This is a genomic window from Pseudovibrio sp. M1P-2-3, from assembly GCF_031501865.1.
GTDB classification, from domain to species: Bacteria; Pseudomonadota; Alphaproteobacteria; order Rhizobiales; family Stappiaceae; genus Pseudovibrio; species Pseudovibrio corallicola.
The window spans coordinates 1,129,234-1,148,070 of the sequence record NZ_JARRCW010000001.1 but is presented as its reverse complement, the minus strand read 5'-3'; the positions used below and the strand labels follow the sequence as shown (position 1 = coordinate 1,148,070).

The 18,837-nt window shown below is 50.7% G+C and carries 6 protein-coding genes; 3 read left to right on the top strand and 3 right to left on the bottom strand.

Going from position 1 to position 18,837, the window contains the following annotated elements:
* Positions 1 to 414: 414 nt before the first annotated feature.
* The 3 genes from P6574_RS05165 (at position 415) to P6574_RS05155 (ending at position 16,433) form a co-directional block, all read left to right on the top strand.
* Positions 415 to 1,647 (top strand): multidrug effflux MFS transporter, encoded by a 1,233-nt coding sequence (locus P6574_RS05165; RefSeq protein WP_310619320.1) that lies wholly within the window; start codon positions 415 to 417, stop codon positions 1,645 to 1,647.
* Between the two features lie 76 nt (positions 1,648 to 1,723).
* The gene (locus P6574_RS05160; RefSeq protein WP_310619319.1) at positions 1,724 to 2,776 is read left to right on the top strand and encodes an IS5 family transposase; all 1,053 of its coding nucleotides are present in this window, start codon (positions 1,724 to 1,726) and stop codon (positions 2,774 to 2,776) included.
* Between the two features lie 1,174 nt (positions 2,777 to 3,950).
* A complete protein-coding gene (locus P6574_RS05155) occupies positions 3,951 to 16,433 on the top strand; it encodes a tandem-95 repeat protein (protein ID WP_310619318.1) in 12,483 nt (4,160 codons plus the stop codon).
* Between the two features lie 274 nt (positions 16,434 to 16,707).
* Here the strand turns inward: P6574_RS05155 and P6574_RS05150 are convergent, their stop codons facing one another.
* The 3 genes from P6574_RS05150 to P6574_RS05140 all read right to left on the bottom strand — a co-directional run bounded on the left by P6574_RS05150 (position 16,708) and on the right by P6574_RS05140 (position 18,817).
* Positions 16,708 to 17,310, bottom strand: coding sequence for an ATP-binding protein (locus P6574_RS05150; protein ID WP_310619317.1), 603 nt, complete (start codon positions 17,308 to 17,310; stop codon positions 16,708 to 16,710).
* Positions 17,311 to 18,374, bottom strand: a protein-coding gene (locus P6574_RS05145) for an IS630 family transposase (RefSeq protein WP_310618645.1) whose coding sequence is annotated in 2 segments (ribosomal slippage) — positions 17,311 to 17,891 and positions 17,891 to 18,374 — 1,065 coding nt in all. Because the reading frame shifts where the segments join, the coding sequence is not laid out codon by codon here.
* A 149-nt stretch (positions 18,375 to 18,523) separates the two neighbouring features.
* Positions 18,524 to 18,817: a hypothetical protein gene (locus P6574_RS05140; RefSeq protein ID WP_310619316.1), complete on the bottom strand. Its 294-nt coding sequence runs from the start codon at positions 18,815 to 18,817 to the stop codon at positions 18,524 to 18,526.
* Positions 18,818 to 18,837: the final 20 nt, after the last annotated feature.

The window sequence follows — 18,837 nt, the reverse complement described above, 5'->3', positions numbered from 1 at the left end:
GAATTAATCCTATAGGATACGCATGATATTATGTATATATACACAATAATATTGTAATTAATATTATGTAATATTTAAATGTAATGACACTATCTACAAATATACTAACCACTCGATAGAATTACCCATATTTACTTGAAATAAATTTTGATCCAAATAATAACAATCTATATCAGAAGGCAATTGGTGTCCAAACATTGATATTAGTCCTTCTGGCGAAGGGTCCCAGTATACGCTTTTCATAGCAAACCCGAGCTTAGCTCATGTAACCATATGACGCCGCTTTACGTTTTTATTGAATGCTATGGAAACATCCAGTTTGAAAAAACTACCCGTGAGGGCCTATTCTTAATGATGCAATAAAGACTTGTTGCTTTAACACTCCGCACAGCGCGATCTTATTAAGGATCTGTAATGCCTTCTTCTAGAATTGATCGAATAACCACCCCCCCTCACAAAGGAGTTGGTCATCTCGAGTTCCTTACGCTGATTGCAACATTAATGGCACTGAAGTCCATTTCCATAGATATAATGCTGCCCGCTCTGCCTGTGATTGGAAAAGACCTTGATGTTCATGATCCAAACAATAGACAACTTCTGATTACAAGTTACCTGACGGGAATTGCTTTAGGTGCTCTCATTTTCGGGCCACTCTCTGACTGGTTGGGGCGTAAACGAATTTTGCTTTTTGGGTTGGTCCTATTTGCGGTGAGTACTTTTTTTTCCGCAACTGCAGGAACTTTCGAAATCTTGCTTCTTGCTCGTCTTATACAGGGTGTTGGCGCAGCTTCCGCTCGTGTGGTGAGCATTTCCATGGTGCGAGACTGGTATTCGGGTTGGCAAATGGCGCGTGTAATGTCTCTTGCGATGACATTATCCATCATCGCTCCTATTTTCGCCCCTAGTCTGGGGGAAATCATTTTACTCTTTGCCCCTTGGCGTTGGATCTTCTTTCTTCTCACCAGCGTTGCAATTACGGTTCTACTTTGGTCTGCTCTGCGTCTGCCAGAAAGTTTGCATCAAAAAAAACGGCGTAAACCGGGAGTTAGATCTGTACTGGGCGCATATAAAGCTACTCTCACTATTCGCATCACTTTTGGTTATATGGTTGCAACCGCTCTTTTAATGGGATGCTTGTTTGGCTTTATCAACTCGGCGCAGCAGATTTTTATGAATGTCTTTGGACTTGGGGAGAGCTTTCCATTCATATTTGGTCTTATGCCATTATCACTGGTAGTATCTTCAATTATTAACGCTCAGATTGTTGAGAGCTGGGGCTTGCTTAAAATCTCTCACTTGGCGATCTTATGTTTCACATTAGTAAATATTGTTACTGTATTTATTAGCAGTAGCGAGTACATAACTCTATGGAGTTTTGTCACTCTACAGTGCCTTTCCTTCTTCTTCTTGGGTTTCATCGGTGCAAACTTCAATACATTAGCCATGGAACCTTTAGGTAAAATTGCTGGGACCGGCTCAGCAATGCTTGGCTTCTCCACCACCATTATAAGTGCATTTCTTGGCGCGGGCATCGGCCATTACTTTGATGGCTCCACGCTACCTTACACGATTGGTTGTTCAATTTTGAGTTTAACTGCAACCATAGTGGTGTTTATTACGGAAAAGGGATGCCTGTTTAAAACATAGAAGGGCACCTCTAAAAATTCCAATTCTGCTTTTTTGTTGTATAGTCAATGACTTGAAACGACGAATTTGAGGGTTCATGGGGCAGCTTGGATTTTTTGATATTGCCACTCGCTATAAGGATCTCGACGCAAGCAATGATCCGCTGGCAAAGATCGATACATTCGTTCCATGGGAGAGTTTTCGCGCTCGGCTTGAAAGCATCTGGCGTCAGCGCTCAGAAGGTCGCAAGTCCAAAGCGGGGCGTAAACCCTGGGATGCGGTCTTAATGTTCAAGGCGATCATCTTGTGTGCCCTGTATAACCTGTCAGATGATCAGGCTGAATATCAGCTGCGTGATCGCTTGTCATTCATCCGCTTTTTAGGGTTGGGACTAGAGGATCGTGTTCCCGACGCCAAAACCATTTGGATGTACCGGGAGCAGCTGGCTCAGGCGGGTGCCATCAAGGCGTTGTTCGATGATTTTGACAGCTACTTGAAAGGGCAAGGGTATCTGGCCATGGGCGGCCAGATTATTGATGCTTCAATCGTTCCAGTCCCAAAGCAGCGCAACCTGCGGGAGGAAAACGCAACGATCAAGTCTGGAGAAACTCCCAAGGACTGGGCCGACAAAACCTCTAAGCTTCGCCAAAAAGATACGGATGCCCGCTGGACGAAAAAGCGAGGCCAAAACCATTTTGGCTACAAGAACCACATAAACATTGATCGTCGGCATAAGTTGGTGGGTCGGTACGAGGTGAGCGATGCAGCGCTGCATGATAGCCAAACTCTGGACGCGCTTCTGGATGAGAATAATACCTCTTCGCAAGTGTGGGCTGACAGCGCCTACCGCTCAGCTGAGGTTGAGCAAAAGCTGGCAGACAAAGGCTTGAAAAGCCAGATACACCGCAAAGGCAAGCGCAACAAGCCGCTGAACAAAAGGCAGCAGCAGGGCAATAAAACCCGCTCATCGGTCAGAATTCGTGTTGAGCATGTCTTTGGCGCTCAAAGCAATGACATGGGCGGGACACAGGTTCGATCCATCGGCTTGATCAGGGCCAAAGCCCATATTGGACTGAAAAACCTGAGCTATAACATGCGACGTCTGGTACAGCTTGAGCAAAATACTGCCTATTCCCGCGCTACATCGTAGGACCACGGCAGCAATAGCTGCCTGTTCCCTGAAGAAACATCCCGCCCCCCCCGAAACGGGAAGCTCAACGCGAATGGCCTGCCCTTGGAAAAGGCCGGGCACTCTTTAGTCTTGCAAAAATTCAAGAAAGACTGATTTTCAGAGGTGCCCTTAAAGGCAGAAATATAAACGGAAACCATTACTCAACCACATGGTAGTTAACAAAGCCCACTTCACAAGTATTGAAGTATTATTCAAATCAATACCTCCGTTAAGTATGATACTTTTACTGCAATACACAGGTGATGATGATAACTATCAACTCTATTTTATTTATAGTTAAATTTAAAATAACTGTAGAATTTAATAACTCATCTCGGCAAACTACGACAGAAATAATATTTCATCTTATAGCAAAAACTTAAAAAACTAAATTCTTTCAGTTGAAATATGACGCGGAAATCATATGCCCTACATCAACTTTAAGAAGTGCGCTTACTCAACTCAATGTTTAGAACCTAATACCAGTATGCGACGATCGTTGGGCTCACATTTCGTTTTCATCAAGCGACGGCGACGATTTCGTCACCTTGAATCTCAGATAGATCATTTTGTTCCGAACACCAACCGGTGAAGGGTTTGAACTTTCGCATGCCTCTGCGTTATCACGCCAGCTTCACCAAATCATCAATTCTATTTTATGACTCTGTTACTTTAAATTTGTTATTGTTTATTACAAATATTTCATATTACCTATGTTTACTTGCGATATTTTTTAAAGTCTTTTCTCATAAGAATTTATCGCGCTTTGCGTGGCCTAAGAATTTCTCTTTAAAAGGAATGACTTATGTTAGCTAACGCGTACTATTTTTTGCTCTCGTTTAACTTCTCTCAGTTCCCATCTGACAGTCACTCCTTTTTCTTTCAGTTCCCCTCCCCCTTACTTTCATTATCAACATTCACCCATCATAGCTGTTTTAAAACATCTCTAAGAAGCCGAACGGCATCTACTTCTCAAACCTCCTCACTCCGCCTCATTTATGAAAAATATCGATGGCGACCTCCCATCAAACTTAGGCTCATCTCTAGCCACCTGATCATAGAGAAAAAGCCTCAATAACTGGTTCGCTTGGCCCCTATAAGCCTCCCCGAATCTACCAATAAGAACACTAAGTTAGAATTTGGAGTATCTAAAATGCCTACAATCATCGGAACCAACAGCAGCGACACCATTTCTGGAACAGAGCGCAGCGACCTCGTCATTTCTGGCAATGGCGATGATACCATTGAGACCGGTGGCGGCAACGATGTCATCCTCTCGGGCAACGGTGACGATACAATAAATTCAGGCGACGGTCATGACCTTGTTATCTCCGGCAAAGGAGATGATACCGTGAACGCTGGCTCTGGAAACGATGTCATTCTCACTGGTAAAGGTGATGACACTGTGGATGCCGGGGACGGCCATGATCTCGTGATCACCGGTAAAGGTGATGACACCGTGGACGCCGGAGACGGCAATGACCTCGTGATCACAGGTAGAGGCGACGATAACATTAACGCCGGTGACGGCAGCGATCTCGTAGTTTCCGGCAGCGGCAACGATACCGTGGTGCATATTGAGGCCGATAATCTCGACACCTTTGACATTTACTATGGAAACAGTGGTTGGGACACTCTCAACCTGGTTATCTCTCAAGCTGTCTATAATTCCAGCGCATTCCAAGCAGATCTGGCTCATTTTCAATCAATGCTTGACAGCACCGGTTCTGCAACAGGAACTTTTTCCAGCATTGGCATTGCAATTAATTCATTCGAAGCAATCGAAGTAACAATAACAGATAGCAACAGCGCTCCAACAGCTGCGACGGTAGACCTGGGTCAAATAGAAGAAGATGGCAGCCGCCTGATTACAGCTGCCGAGCTGTTGAGCGGCGCCAGTGATGTGGATGGCGATGCGCTCACCATTTCCAGCCTGACAATCCAGTCCGGTGGCGGGTCCCTCTCCGACAACCTGAACGGCACGTGGACTTATACCCCCCAAGCAGATGATGATACACAGGTCACCTTCGCTTACACCGTGTCCGATGGCACTCTGGAGGCCACAAGCACCGCATCTTTGGACATGACACCGCTCAATGATGCACCAGTCGCCGAAGACGGCTCTGCTATGACCGATGAAGACACCGCACTCAATGGCTCCTTGCCGCAAGCCACAGATGTGGATGGCGACGTGGTCACCTACGCTTTAGGAACCGTTGCGCCTGCAAACGGCTCTGTCACCATTGACAGTGACGGCTCTTATACCTACACCCCGGACGCTGACACCAACGGCACAGACACCTTCTCCTACACTGTGAGCGACGGCAACGGCGGATTGAACGAATACACCTTCACCATCGATGTGGCCGCCGTCAATGATGCCCCTGTCACCACCAATGGATCCCAGACAACAACGGAAGATACTGCCCTATCAGGAACGCTGGTAGCAACTGACATCGACAGTACCAACCTAACCTATGAGCTGACGAGCGGTCCAAGCGGGGGCACCCTCACTCTGGATGCCAGTACGGGCGCCTACACCTATACGCCAGCGACCGATTTCAATGGCTCGGACAGCTTCACCTACCGTGTATCTGATGGTCAATTGTCAGCCACAGCCACCATCGCCCTCACTGTCACCGCAGTCAATGATGCGCCCGTAGCCACCTCCTTGTCTTTGGGGCAAATAGAAGAAGATGGCAGCCGCCTGATTACAGCTGCCGAGCTGTTGAGCGGCGCCAGTGATGTGGATGGCGATGCGCTCACCATTTCCAGCCTGACAATCCAGTCCGGTGGCGGGTCCCTCTCCGACAACCTGAACGGCACGTGGACTTATACCCCCCAAGCAGATGATGATACACAGGTCACCTTCGCTTACACCGTGTCCGATGGCACTCTGGAGGCCACAAGCACCGCATCTTTGGACATGACACCGCTCAATGATGCACCAGTCGCCGAAGACGGCTCTGCTATGACCGATGAAGACACCGCACTCAATGGCTCCTTGCCGCAAGCCACAGATGTGGATGGCGACGTGGTCACCTACGCTTTAGGAACCGTTGCGCCTGCAAACGGCTCTGTCACCATTGACAGTGACGGCTCTTATACCTACACCCCGGACGCTGACACCAACGGCACAGACACCTTCTCCTACACTGTGAGCGACGGCAACGGCGGATTGAACGAATACACCTTCACCATCGATGTGGCCGCCGTCAATGATGCCCCTGTCACCACCAATGGATCCCAGACAACAACGGAAGATACTGCCCTATCAGGAACGCTGGTAGCAACTGACATCGACAGTACCAACCTAACCTATGAGCTGACGAGCGGTCCAAGCGGGGGCACCCTCACTCTGGATGCCAGTACGGGCGCCTACACCTATACGCCAGCGACCGATTTCAATGGCTCGGACAGCTTCACCTACCGTGTATCTGATGGTCAATTGTCAGCCACAGCCACCATCGCCCTCACTGTCACCGCAGTCAATGATGCGCCCGTAGCCACCTCCTTGTCTTTGGGGCAAATAGAAGAAGACGGCAGCCGTCTGATTGCGGTCGCCGAGCTGTTGAGCGGCGCCAGTGATGTGGACGGCGATGCGCTCACCATTTCCAGCCTGACAATCCAGTCCGGTGGCGGGTCCCTCTCCGACAACCTGAACGGCACGTGGACTTATACCCCCCAAGCAGATGATGATACACAGGTCACCTTCGCTTACACCGTGTCCGATGGCACTCTGGAGGCCACAAGCACCGCATCTTTGGACATGACCCCGCTCAATGATGCACCAGTCGCCGAAGACGGCTCTGCTATGACCGATGAAGACACCGCACTCAATGGCTCCTTGCCGCAAGCCACAGATGTGGATGGCGACGTGGTCACCTACGCTTTAGGAACCGTTGCGCCTGCAAACGGCTCTGTCACCATCGACAGTGACGGCTCTTATACCTACACCCCGGACGCTGACACCAACGGCACAGACACCTTCTCCTACACTGTGAGCGACGGGAACGGCGGGTCGAACGAATACACCTTCGCCATCGATGTGGCCAAGGTCAATGATGGACCACAAGTGCTGGGGCCCATCGACCCGCAAGAGATCACCGAGAACAACACCTCCATGATGCTGAGCGGGTCCGTCAGTGTTGAAGATCCCGACATTGGCGACACCTTGTCTCTGACCGTTCTGGGTGGCAACGCCATTAGAAATGGCACGCTTCTAAACTCCCAGACTTTCGAAATTGACTTGCGCCCTATGCTCACCATCGCCTCCAGCGCCCTCGTGACAGGGCCAGATCCACTGGCCTTTGACTGGACCTTTGACGCAGACCCCTCCTACTTCGACTACCTGGCGGACGGCGATACATTCCGCATTGAATACGATCTGGAAGTGTCGGACGGAACCGCCCCTCCTGTTATACAAACGCTGATGATTGAGATCAAAGGCACCAATGACGCCCCCATCGTCTTCAGCCCCATCGGGAACAAAACCTTTGACGAAGACACACAGGTTGCCTTCAACATTGGCGACTTTGCCTTTGGTGATGCAGAACAAGGGGGACCCATCTTTGGCAACTTGAATCTGGATGCCTTCCTGGCCGACGGAGCCCCGCTGCCCCAGTGGCTATCCTTCGATCCCCAGAGCGGGGACTTCTCCGGCACCCCACCGCAAGATTTTAACGGGGATCTGGCAATCACAGTCCGCGCCTTTGACGACGAAGGGGCCTCAGCCGATCAAACCTTCACTCTTTCCTTCATCCCAGTTAATGATGCACCAGTCGCCGAAGACGGCTCTGCTATGACCGATGAAGACACCGCACTCAATGGCTCCTTGCCGCAAGCCACAGATGTGGATGGCGACGTGGTCACCTATGCTTTAGGCACCGTTGCGCCTGCAAACGGCTCTGTCACCATCGACAGTGACGGCTCTTATACCTACACCCCGGACGCTGACACCAACGGCACAGACACCTTCTCCTACACTGTGAGCGACGGGAACGGCGGGTCGAACGAATACACCTTCGCCATCGATGTGGCCAAGGTCAATGATGGACCACAAGTGCTGGGGCCCATCGACCCGCAAGAGATCACCGAGAACAACACCTCCATGATGCTGAGCGGGTCCGTCAGTGTTGAAGATCCCGACATTGGCGACACCTTGTCTCTGACCGTTCTGGGTGGCAACGCCATTAGAAATGGCACGCTTCTAAACTCCCAGACTTTCGAAATTGACTTGCGCCCTATGCTCACCATCGCCTCCAGCGCCCTCGTGACAGGGCCAGATCCACTGGCCTTTGACTGGACCTTTGACGCAGACCCCTCCTACTTCGACTACCTGGCGGACGGCGATACATTCCGCATTGAATACGATCTGGAAGTGTCGGACGGAACCGCCCCTCCTGTTATACAAACGCTGATGATTGAGATCAAAGGCACCAATGACGCCCCCATCGTCTTCAGCCCCATCGGGAACAAAACCTTTGACGAAGACACACAGGTTGCCTTCAACATTGGCGACTTTGCCTTTGGTGATGCAGAACAAGGGGGACCCATCTTTGGCAACTTGAATCTGGATGCCTTCCTGGCCGACGGAGCCCCGCTGCCCCAGTGGCTATCCTTCGATCCCCAGAGCGGGGACTTCTCCGGCACCCCACCGCAAGATTTTAACGGGGATCTGGCAATCACAGTCCGCGCCTTTGACGACGAAGGGGCCTCAGCCGATCAAACCTTCACTCTTTCCTTCATCCCAGTTAATGATGCACCAGTCGCCGAAGACGGCTCTGCTATGACCGATGAAGACACCGCACTCAATGGCTCCTTGCCGCAAGCCACAGATGTGGATGGCGACGTGGTCACCTACGCTTTAGGAACCGTTGCGCCTGCAAACGGCTCTGTCACCATCGACAGTGACGGCTCTTATACCTACACCCCGGACGCTGACACCAACGGCACAGACACCTTCTCCTACACTGTGAGCGACGGCAACGGCGGATTGAACGAATACACCTTCACCATCGATGTGGCCAAGGTCAATGATGGACCACAAGTGCTGGGGCCCATCGACCCGCAAGAGATCACCGAGAACAACACCTCCATGATGCTGAGCGGGTCCGTCAGTGTTGAAGATCCCGACATTGGCGACACCTTGTCTCTGACCGTTCTGGGTGGCAACGCCATTAGAAATGGCACGCTTCTAAACTCCCAGACTTTCGAAATTGACTTGCGCCCTATGCTCACCATCGCCTCCAGCGCCCTCGTGACAGGGCCAGATCCACTGGCCTTTGACTGGACCTTTGACGCAGACCCCTCCTACTTCGACTACCTGGCGGACGGCGATACATTCCGCATTGAATACGATCTGGAAGTGTCGGACGGAACCGCCCCTCCTGTTATACAAACGCTGATGATTGAGATCAAAGGCACCAATGACGCCCCCATCGTCTTCAGCCCCATCGGGAACAAAACCTTTGACGAAGACACACAGGTTGCCTTCAACATTGGCGACTTTGCCTTTGGTGATGCAGAACAAGGGGGACCCATCTTTGGCAACTTGAATCTGGATGCCTTCCTGGCCGACGGAGCCCCGCTGCCCCAGTGGCTATCCTTCGATCCCCAGAGCGGGGACTTCTCCGGCACCCCACCGCAAGATTTTAACGGGGATCTGGCAATCACAGTCCGCGCCTTTGACGACCAAGGAGCCTCAGCCGATCAAACCTTCACTCTTTCCTTCATCCCAGTTAATGATGCACCAGTCGCCGAAGACGGCTCTGCTATGACCGATGAAGACACCGCACTCAATGGCTCCTTGCCGCAAGCCACAGATGTGGATGGCGACGTGGTCACCTACGCTTTAGGAACCGTTGCGCCTGCAAACGGCTCTGTCACCATCGACAGTGACGGCTCTTATACCTACACCCCGGACGCTGACACCAACGGCACAGACACCTTCTCCTACATTGTGAGCGATGGAAACGGCGGGTCGAACGAATACACCTTCACTGTTGAGGTGAGCGCAGTAAACGATGCGCCAGTGGCCAGTAGAATTGCAGCTAGGGTTAGCGAGGACGGACCGGGCGTTACAGTTTCGGCCAACTTTACTGACCCCGATGTCTCTGACACCCATACGTTCTCGGTCAATACGAACGGTACGCTTGGAACAGTCATCAACAATGGCGATGGAACTTTCCGCTATGATCCGAACGGTGCGTTCGAAAGCCTCGGTGCCGGTCAAATAATAACCGACGCGTTCACCTATACAGTGGATGATGGCAACGGCGGTACATCAACTGAAACGGTGACAGTCACTATCGACGGCCAGAACGATGCACCCGAGGCACGGGCTGTATCTGGAGTTACGGATGAGGACGGGTCCGGTATCACCGTTTGGGCAGACTTCACCGACGTTGACGAGCCTGACACCAATATCACCTCGATCGATACCACCGGAACCGCAGGGCTTGTTACCAACAATCTCGACAATAGTTTCCACTATGACCCTAATGGTGCGTTTGAAAGCCTAGCTTTTGGTGAGACAGCAACGGACACCTTCACCTACACCGTTCAAGACCAGCATGGGGGTATCGATACGGCGGTAGTGACGGTCACAATTACCGGGCAGAACGATGCGCCGGAGGCGCAGGATATTACGGTGGTTACTGAGGAAGATACAGCCCTGAATGGCGCTCTGCCAGAGGCCACTGATGTGGATGGCGATGTGGTGAGTTACAGTGCCGGATCAACGGTGCCCCAGAATGGTACTGTTAACATCAACGGAGACGGAACCTACAGCTATACACCGGCACAAGATTTTAATGGCCTCGACAGCTTCTCCTATATCGTGTCCGACGGCAACGGCGGGGAAAACGAGTACACCTTCACCGTTGAGGTGAGCGCTGTCAATGATGATGCAATAGCTGTTGATGATGTTATTTCAGTGAATGAGGATACAAGCATCAATGTAAAGTCTCTTGTTCTGGCCAATGACTATGATGTTGAAGGGGACTTGGTGGATGTTACATCAATTACCACTGGCCCCACCAACGGAACCTTGGAGTTGATTTCTACGCCCGGAGGACATGATTACACCTACACGCCGGACGAAAACTTCAACGGTCAGGATAGCTTTGTTTACCGGCTCCTTGCTAGGGATCTTGGTAATCCAGATATATATGGCAACGTGACCATCAATGTTCTTCCTGTAAACGATGCGCCTGAGGCCAGCGATGACGAGGCCTCAACCGAGGAAGATGTGCCCCTGTCAGGCGCGCTGCCAGCGGCCACCGATGCGGAAGGCGATGTGGTGAGTTATAGTGCCGGATCAACGGTGCCCCAGAACGGTACTGTCACCATCAACGGGGACGGAACCTACAGCTATACACCGGCACAAGATTTTAATGGCTTCGACAGCTTTTCCTATGTTGTTTCAGACGACAATGGCAGCGAGAATGAGTACACCTTCACCGTTGAGGTGAGTGCGGTCAATGATGCACCTGTGGCTAGCGATAGTGAGGCCACAACGGAGGAGGACGTGGCTTTGACAGGGGCACTGCCCGCAGTCACTGATGTGGATGGCGATGTGGTGAGTTACAGTGCCGGATCAACGGTGCCCCAGAACGGTACTGTCACCATCAACGGAGACGGAACCTACAGCTATACACCGGCACAAGATTTTAATGGCTTCGACAGCTTCTCCTATATCGTGTCCGACGGCAACGGCGGGGAAAACGAGTACACCTTCTCCGTTGAGGTGAGCGCCATTAATGATGATGCGAGAGCTGTAGATGATGTTATCTCGGTCAATGAGGATACAAGCATCAATGTGAAGTCTCTTATTCTGGCCAATGACTATGATGTTGAAGGGGACTTGGTGGATGTTACATCAATTACTGCACTCCCAACCAATGGCATCATAGAACTGATTTCAACGCCCCAAGGACATGATTACACCTACACGCCGGACGAAAACTTCACCGGTCAGGACAGCTTTGTTTACCGCCTCCTCTCTAGGGATCCCAACGATCCTGATACATATGGCAATGTGACCATCAATGTTCTTCCCTTGAATGATGACCCTGTCGCTCTTGATGATAGTGCCAGCGTTGCACAGGGAGGAACCGTCCTCATTAATGCCCTTAATAATGATAGTGATGTGGATGAAGGCCAAACTCTGAGCATTACCCAAGTTACACAAGGTAGTGCGGGAAGTGTTTTAATAAATGGTGATGGGACCATAAGGTATACCCCGGACCCCAAGTTTGCAGGAGTAGACAGTTTTTCCTACACCGTTTCCGATGGGAATGGCGCAAGTGATACGGCCGTAGTTTCAGTGGATGTCCTTCCTGTCACCACCAGTAAAGAAGGTGTGGTCATCGTTAGCGGGTCAAAAGAGGCCGAAGCGCTGATTGCAAATAGTGAAAACAACGTAATCAATTCCGGTCTAGGGGCTGATCTCGTTGATGGTGGAGCAGGTATAGACATTTACGAGGGCACCCTTGACGAGCTTGATGGTGATATCATTACCAATTTTGAACAGGGTGAAATTCTCGTTGTTCGGCAGGCCAGCTTTACCTACGAAGATCTTGTTTTTCGTTCTGGGTCCGTCATCATTGACTTTCCAGATGGACAATCGGTTTCTCTACAAAATCTGGACTTCAATGATATTGGAACAGAATATTCGGTTATCGTCGCCCCTATCTTCGATGACCCCATTTCCGGTGTCCCCGGTGTTGGAGATGGAACCATTATTGGTATTGAGCCCATTGAGGGATCCCCTGCATTCAGCACACAGGCTGTCAACGATGCTATTTCAGTGTCAGAGGATGGGTCCACGACATTCAACCCACTGTCAAACGACATTGTCCAAAGTGGAGTTACCGCCGAAATTTACAGTGTAGGTACACCAAGTAATGGCGTGGTGATCGACAATGGGGATGGAACCGTCACTTATACGCCTAATGCTAACTTCTCTGGAACTGATAGCTTTTCCTACAGCTTCAAGGATGCAAACGATCCCGATAGTAGTAAGGACGGACCTGTCACTTACTCCGCAATAGTATCCGTTCTTGTCTCACCTGAAAACGACCGGCCCGTGGCGCAAGACAGCTCTGGCACCACTTTGGAAGATGTGACATTTGCAGGAAATCTGATTGCGACGGATGTAGATGGTCCTTTCCTTGCCTATTCGCTCACAACCGGTCCAAACAATGGTGAGCTAGATCTGAATACGTCAACGGGAGCTTACACCTACACCCCAAATGCCAACTTCTTTGGGTCTGACAGCTTCTCCTATTCTGTTAGTGATGGAGAGTTGAGTTCAACGGCCACCGTTTCACTCACCATTACATCTGAAAATGATCGACCGACCGCAATTGCCGTGAACTTAGGGTCCATAGCAGAAGATGGAAGCCGTTTGATCACAGCTACTGAACTTCTGACTGGGGCAAGTGATGTGGAAGGCCCTCTAATTCTATCCAACTTGACTATTCAAACCGGTGGAGGGCAGCTTACCGACAATCTAAACGGCACCTGGAGCTACATAGCCGATGCAAATGATGACACGGAGGTGACCTTCGCTTACACCGTATCTGACGGTGAACTTTCCAACACATCCACAGCGACACTGGATTTCATTCCAGAAAATGATGTACCTGTTGCCAGCAACGGGTCTGCCACGACCATTGAAGACATCACCATAAACGGCTCCTTGCCCACCGCTACAGACGGTGATGGAGACACGGTGATATATGCGCTGGCTACAGGAACTACGAACGGCGCTATAACTGTGAACGGGGATGGCACGTTCGTTTACTCACCTGCGACTGATTTCTCCGGATCCGACAACTTCACTTACACAGTCTCCGATGGGAATGGAGGGAGCAACACCTACGCTTATGATCTCACAATCACAGCCGAAAACGACGCACCTGTCGCCCTAGATGACACGGTGAGCGTTGCCGAGGATGGACTGGTGTTCATTGACGTGCTTGCCAATGACAGTGATGTGGACAATGGAACCCCGACAATCTTGTCTGTTAGTGATCCTCAAAATGGGGTTGCACTCGTAAATGCCATTGACGTTGTCTATCAACCCGGTGCCAACTTTGTTGGAAACGACAGCTTCACCTACACGATCCGTGACAGTGGCGGAAAGACTGCAACAGCCACAGTCAATGTCACAGTTACACCCGTCAATGACGCCCCTGATGCAAACGGGGAAGTGCGCACCATTGTTGAAGATACAGATCTCACATTCACCTTTGATGAGTTGCTTGCCAATGACAGTGATGTCGACAATGACAACCTCACGATCGCGACAGTTGCCGGCGCGGTCGGTGGAGCAGTTTCAATGAATGCAGGGGCCCAGACCGTTACGTTCGATACCGGCCTGAATTTCAACGGAGCAGCATCGTTCAACTATACGATATCTGATGGAAATGGAGGCACAGATCAAACAACGGTCGCCATAAATGTGACCGCGGTGAATGACGTGCCCATCGCCATTTCCGATAGTGCAACCACTGTGGAAGAGCAGAGCATCACCATAGATGTTCTCTCCAACGACTTGGACTTTGATGGTGACAATCTTCTCCTGCTTGGTGTTTCTGGAGTGGACAACGGCTTTGCCACTGAGAACTTGGATGGGACGGTAACCTTCACGCCCACTGCCGGCTTCATCGGCACCGAAACCTTCCAGTATTCTGTCACCGACGGTCAATCAGCCTCACAAGCCTCTGTCACAGTAACTGTTGAAGAAGCCCCCCCTGTTATTTTAACCGGTGATTACCTAACGGGTTACAGCTTCGCAGTGACAACAGACGGCAATGGCGACACCACCGGCATTAACGTCACAGACATAGACACTTCGGACGGAAACGATGGCGTAACACAAGTCGGTCTCGATGATGAACTGGTCATCGGCGGCAGAGAAATATTCATCAGCACAAACCCTGAGGGAGGAACCCCACAAGTCTATGATGGGTCGGATTCTGAAGGCCAGGCGGCATGGGACATCGTAATCGGCAGCAATGGAGACGATCAATTTGATACCAAAGGTGGCTGGGACATCCTCTTTGGCCGCGAAGGAAATGATACTCTCAATGGGAATGGGGGTATAGATCGTTACTTCGGCAACGAAGGGGATGACCGATATGTTCACTTTTCCGGTTGGTGGAGAATGGAGATCGAAGATAACGGCAACGGTAACGACACCGCACATCTTGGCAGCCTATACGCCGACCATCAGGCCAACACCGATTTATGGCGGCTGGACATTAATGGAGATGACCTCAATATCATCTACGAGGATCTCAGCGACAACCACGGCGTGTTTATCACCAACGGCCTTGCGGACAGCAACAATGACGGCCAGCTGAACAGCTTGGACGAAGACGTGATTGAGAACTTCCAATTCCAAAATGGCGTTACTTTAACACTGGGTGAGCTTCTTGCTCAGGAGGGCTACAACAACTTCAATGGAGAATGGAACTCTGCGCCGGAGGTGCAGACCTATCAGGCCACATCCTTCAGAAACCAGCCCTTAGACCTTGCGATTTTCGCCAGTGACAGGGATGGGGACCCGATGGCAATCACCAGTGCCACCAGCAGTGCAGGTGCAACGGTGATCATCAATAACGACTTGTCTCTCACCTACACCCCCACCAACAGTTTCGTTGGAGAGGATACAATCACCTACACGGTCGCCGATGATCGCGGGGGTACAACCACCAAAGAAATTCTTGTCTCAGTGGTCGATCAAAATCAAGCCCCTGTCGCCAATGATGATGTGGTGGAGATATCCTATGTAAATGGAAGTCCATCATATCCGAACCCTATAATTGATGTCTTTGCCAATGATAGTGATCCAGATCAGGATACACTCACATTTACCAGCTATACTCAGCCCGAATTTGGAAGGGCGCTAATTATGGGGCCGGGGCAAATACAGTACATAAATGGCAGTAACTCTAACTTTGGACGAGACAGCTTCACCTACACGGTTTCCGATGGAAACGGAGGTACTGATACGGCCACCGTCACCATTTTGGATGGAGAGGCACCCAATGGTGTCCCTTATGCGGTCGATGATTATGCCTCTGTTGCTCCGGGAGAACAGTTCCTGACGATTCCTGTCCTTTCAAATGACAGCGACCCTGACGGAGATTCTCTAATCCTGCAATCTAGCACACATGGAATGGCTGGTTACGCCAACCCAATAAGCAATTCCGAGATTCAGTATCTCCTCATTCTCACCGATTTCGAAGGTGTGGATAGCTTCACTTACACCATTCAGGATTCAAATGGCGCAACGGATACAGCAACCGTTTATGTCACTGTTGGCAACCCCGGTTCAGCCCCGGAAGCCAAAGAAGATTTAGCAACAACAACCTCCGGTAAAAGCGTTAATATCAATGTTCTTGCTAATGATACGAGTACAGGTGGAGATGATCTGTTCATCTTCAATATCAGCGGCGTTGACAATGGAAGTGTCGAACAAGACCCACTGGCACCGGACCTCATTACATTCACCCCGGATGCAGACTTTGTTGGTATCGAGGAATTCACCTACGAAGTAGAGGATGCCTCTGGGAACAGAGACACAGGAACTGTAAAAGTGGAGGTCAATGACATCATATAGATGGCGGCCCCCTGCCCGATAACCAAGAGCAGATAGTTGCCTCAATACGAAGCGCGAAAATTTAGTCATCGCGCTTCGTCCATGTTTCAGGGCAACTTCACTAAAGCTCATGATCTTACGGCACTCACGAACACTGGAATTGGAAGAATTTGAGCGAACAATGAATAGTCTAAAAGACTTCCGTTTGTTCGCTTGTAGAGTAGTAAATTTCCCGCGTTACTGAACTATGTTTCAGCCCCCTCCCATACTGAACCCTATTCAGATCCTCCAATACTTAAGGTTTTTGTCCCAACTGGCAGTGTGTCAATACGCACTCAAACTTGACCCACTCTTTGAAGACGAGGTTGGTGGTCAGGATAATTGAGGTTGTCTCATAGAGCTTGCCAATCAAATGGAACAGCATTGCGCCGCCAGACTTTGGAAACGGGATATAACCCAGCTCATCCAGGATCACGCAATCTGCAGCGAGAAGTTGCTTTTGCAGCCGTCCGGCCTTGCCCTCTTTTTCTTCCTTTATCAGCGCATTGACAAGGTCAACTGTATTAAAGAACCGCACTTTCTTCTCCGCCTCAATGAGGCTGGTTCCAAGGGCTGAAGCCACGTGGGTTTTGCCGGTTCCAGATCCGCCAATCAGGATCAGATTCTGAGCTTTGGCGGTGGTAAACTCCCCACTGGCCAACTCTTGTAGCTTTGCCTGCTCTACAGGACACAGTGCATAGTCAAAGCTGGCGAAGTCCTTGTGATGGGGAAAGCGGGCAGCTTTCATACGATTTTGAATAATACGCTTGTGTCGTTCACTGCGCTCACAGTGGATGAGTTGGCGCAGCGCCTCTGGCAGGCTCACCGCCCTCTGGCTTGCCAGTAATACCAACGGCACTTATAATTGACCTGTATGCGCCCAATTTCGTCTACCGATTGATGTGATTGTGTGGGGTTGTTGAATAAGCTTATTCCAAGCGGAACAGGCGGCATCGACAATTTCCTGGTAGTCTTGAAAGGTTCGGTTAGAGAGCCAGTTTTGCCGTAAGTACTGCCAAACATTTTCAACCGGGTTGAGCTCCGGAGAACGGGGTGGGAGCAGCAAGATGGTTATATTATCAGGCAACTTCAGTTTTGCCGTTGTATGCCAACCCGCTTGATCCATCAGGACCACTGCGTGCGCCCCTTTGGCGACGGTTCGGCTGATTTCTTTAAGGTGAAGCTGCATGGAATTGGTATTGGCTTTGGGCAAAACAAGTGCTGCCCCTTTGCCGTGGGCGGGGCAGATGGCCCCGAATACATAAGTTGATTGATAGCGCCCGTCGCTGGGAGCCCGTGGTCTCGTTCCTTTTTTTGCCCACCTTCTGGTGAGCCCGTTTTTTTGACCAATGCGGGCTTCGTCCTGCCACCAGATTTCCATGGATGTTTGTGAGGGCAAGCGCGCTTTTATTTCTTTAAGCCGGGCATGGAAGTTTTTTTATATGTCTCCATAACTTGCTCGTCCTGTGCCGGGTGCTGTGGCCGAACGCTGACCCGAGAAAATCCCAGAACTCTGAGGAGGCTTGAAATAGCCCTTTCGCTATAGCTGACCCCAAACTTCTGCTCGATCACACCTTGCAGATCCCGCCGACGCCAGCGAATTACGCCGTGTTGTTGTAAATCAGGCCCAGCCTCAACCAGATCTGCAAATTCAGCCATTTGCTCTTTATTTAACCACCGGACACGGCCCGGGATCTTACGATTGTACAGGCCGTGCGGCCCTTCTGCGTTAAACCGATGCACCCAGTCTCGCAGTGTTTGGCGGTCCATGCCGCCCATGCGTGCCGCCTCCAAGCGCGACAACCCATCATAAACAGCAGCAAGAGCAAGAAGGCGGCGGCTCTGCCTGACATCCTTACTTTGACAAGCAAGAGTTCGTAACGAAGAAGCATCATAGTCTCGGCGCAATGGGATCGCTGACATTGGGAATCTCCTTTCCCAATGTTGAATCACAATTCAAGTGATTTGGGAATCCTCATCCCGAGTCAAAAACAGGTGCCGTTGGTATAACTCTTTGGCCGCCTGTGCCATCCCATGTAAACGCAGCTCACCCAGCTCTTCAATCAGGCCATTCATAGGTGCTCTCCCGGGGACTGGAGGAGCAGGTCATATTGCCCGCAATTGGCAACCGGAGGCATCTGGAGGGCTGGCGTATCTTGCCTCTCAAGCGGGATCTGTTTTGGCAATGCTGGCTCTGTGAGGTCATAAAGAAGAGCAAGGATTGCAGACAGCTGCGTGGTTTTATAGTCCAACGCCAACTCACAGGCCATTTCCACGGCCTCTTGTCCATGTTTTTGAGTCAGGCTCAGGAGTTCAACAAAATCCCGGTCCCCACCACGCTGGTTGCGATAGTGTTTCCAGATCATGGCCAGAGCCTCAGGGGCTT

Coding starts and splice junctions, on each gene's coding strand:
- P6574_RS05165 (WP_310619320.1), top strand. CDS start 415: ATGCCTTCTTCTAGAATTGATCGAATAACCACCCCCCCTCACAAAGGA.
- P6574_RS05160 (WP_310619319.1), top strand. CDS start 1,724: ATGGGGCAGCTTGGATTTTTTGATATTGCCACTCGCTATAAGGATCTC.
- P6574_RS05155 (WP_310619318.1), top strand. CDS start 3,951: ATGCCTACAATCATCGGAACCAACAGCAGCGACACCATTTCTGGAACA.
- P6574_RS05140 (WP_310619316.1), bottom strand. CDS start 18,817: ATGATCTGGAAACACTATCGCAACCAGCGTGGTGGGGACCGGGATTTT.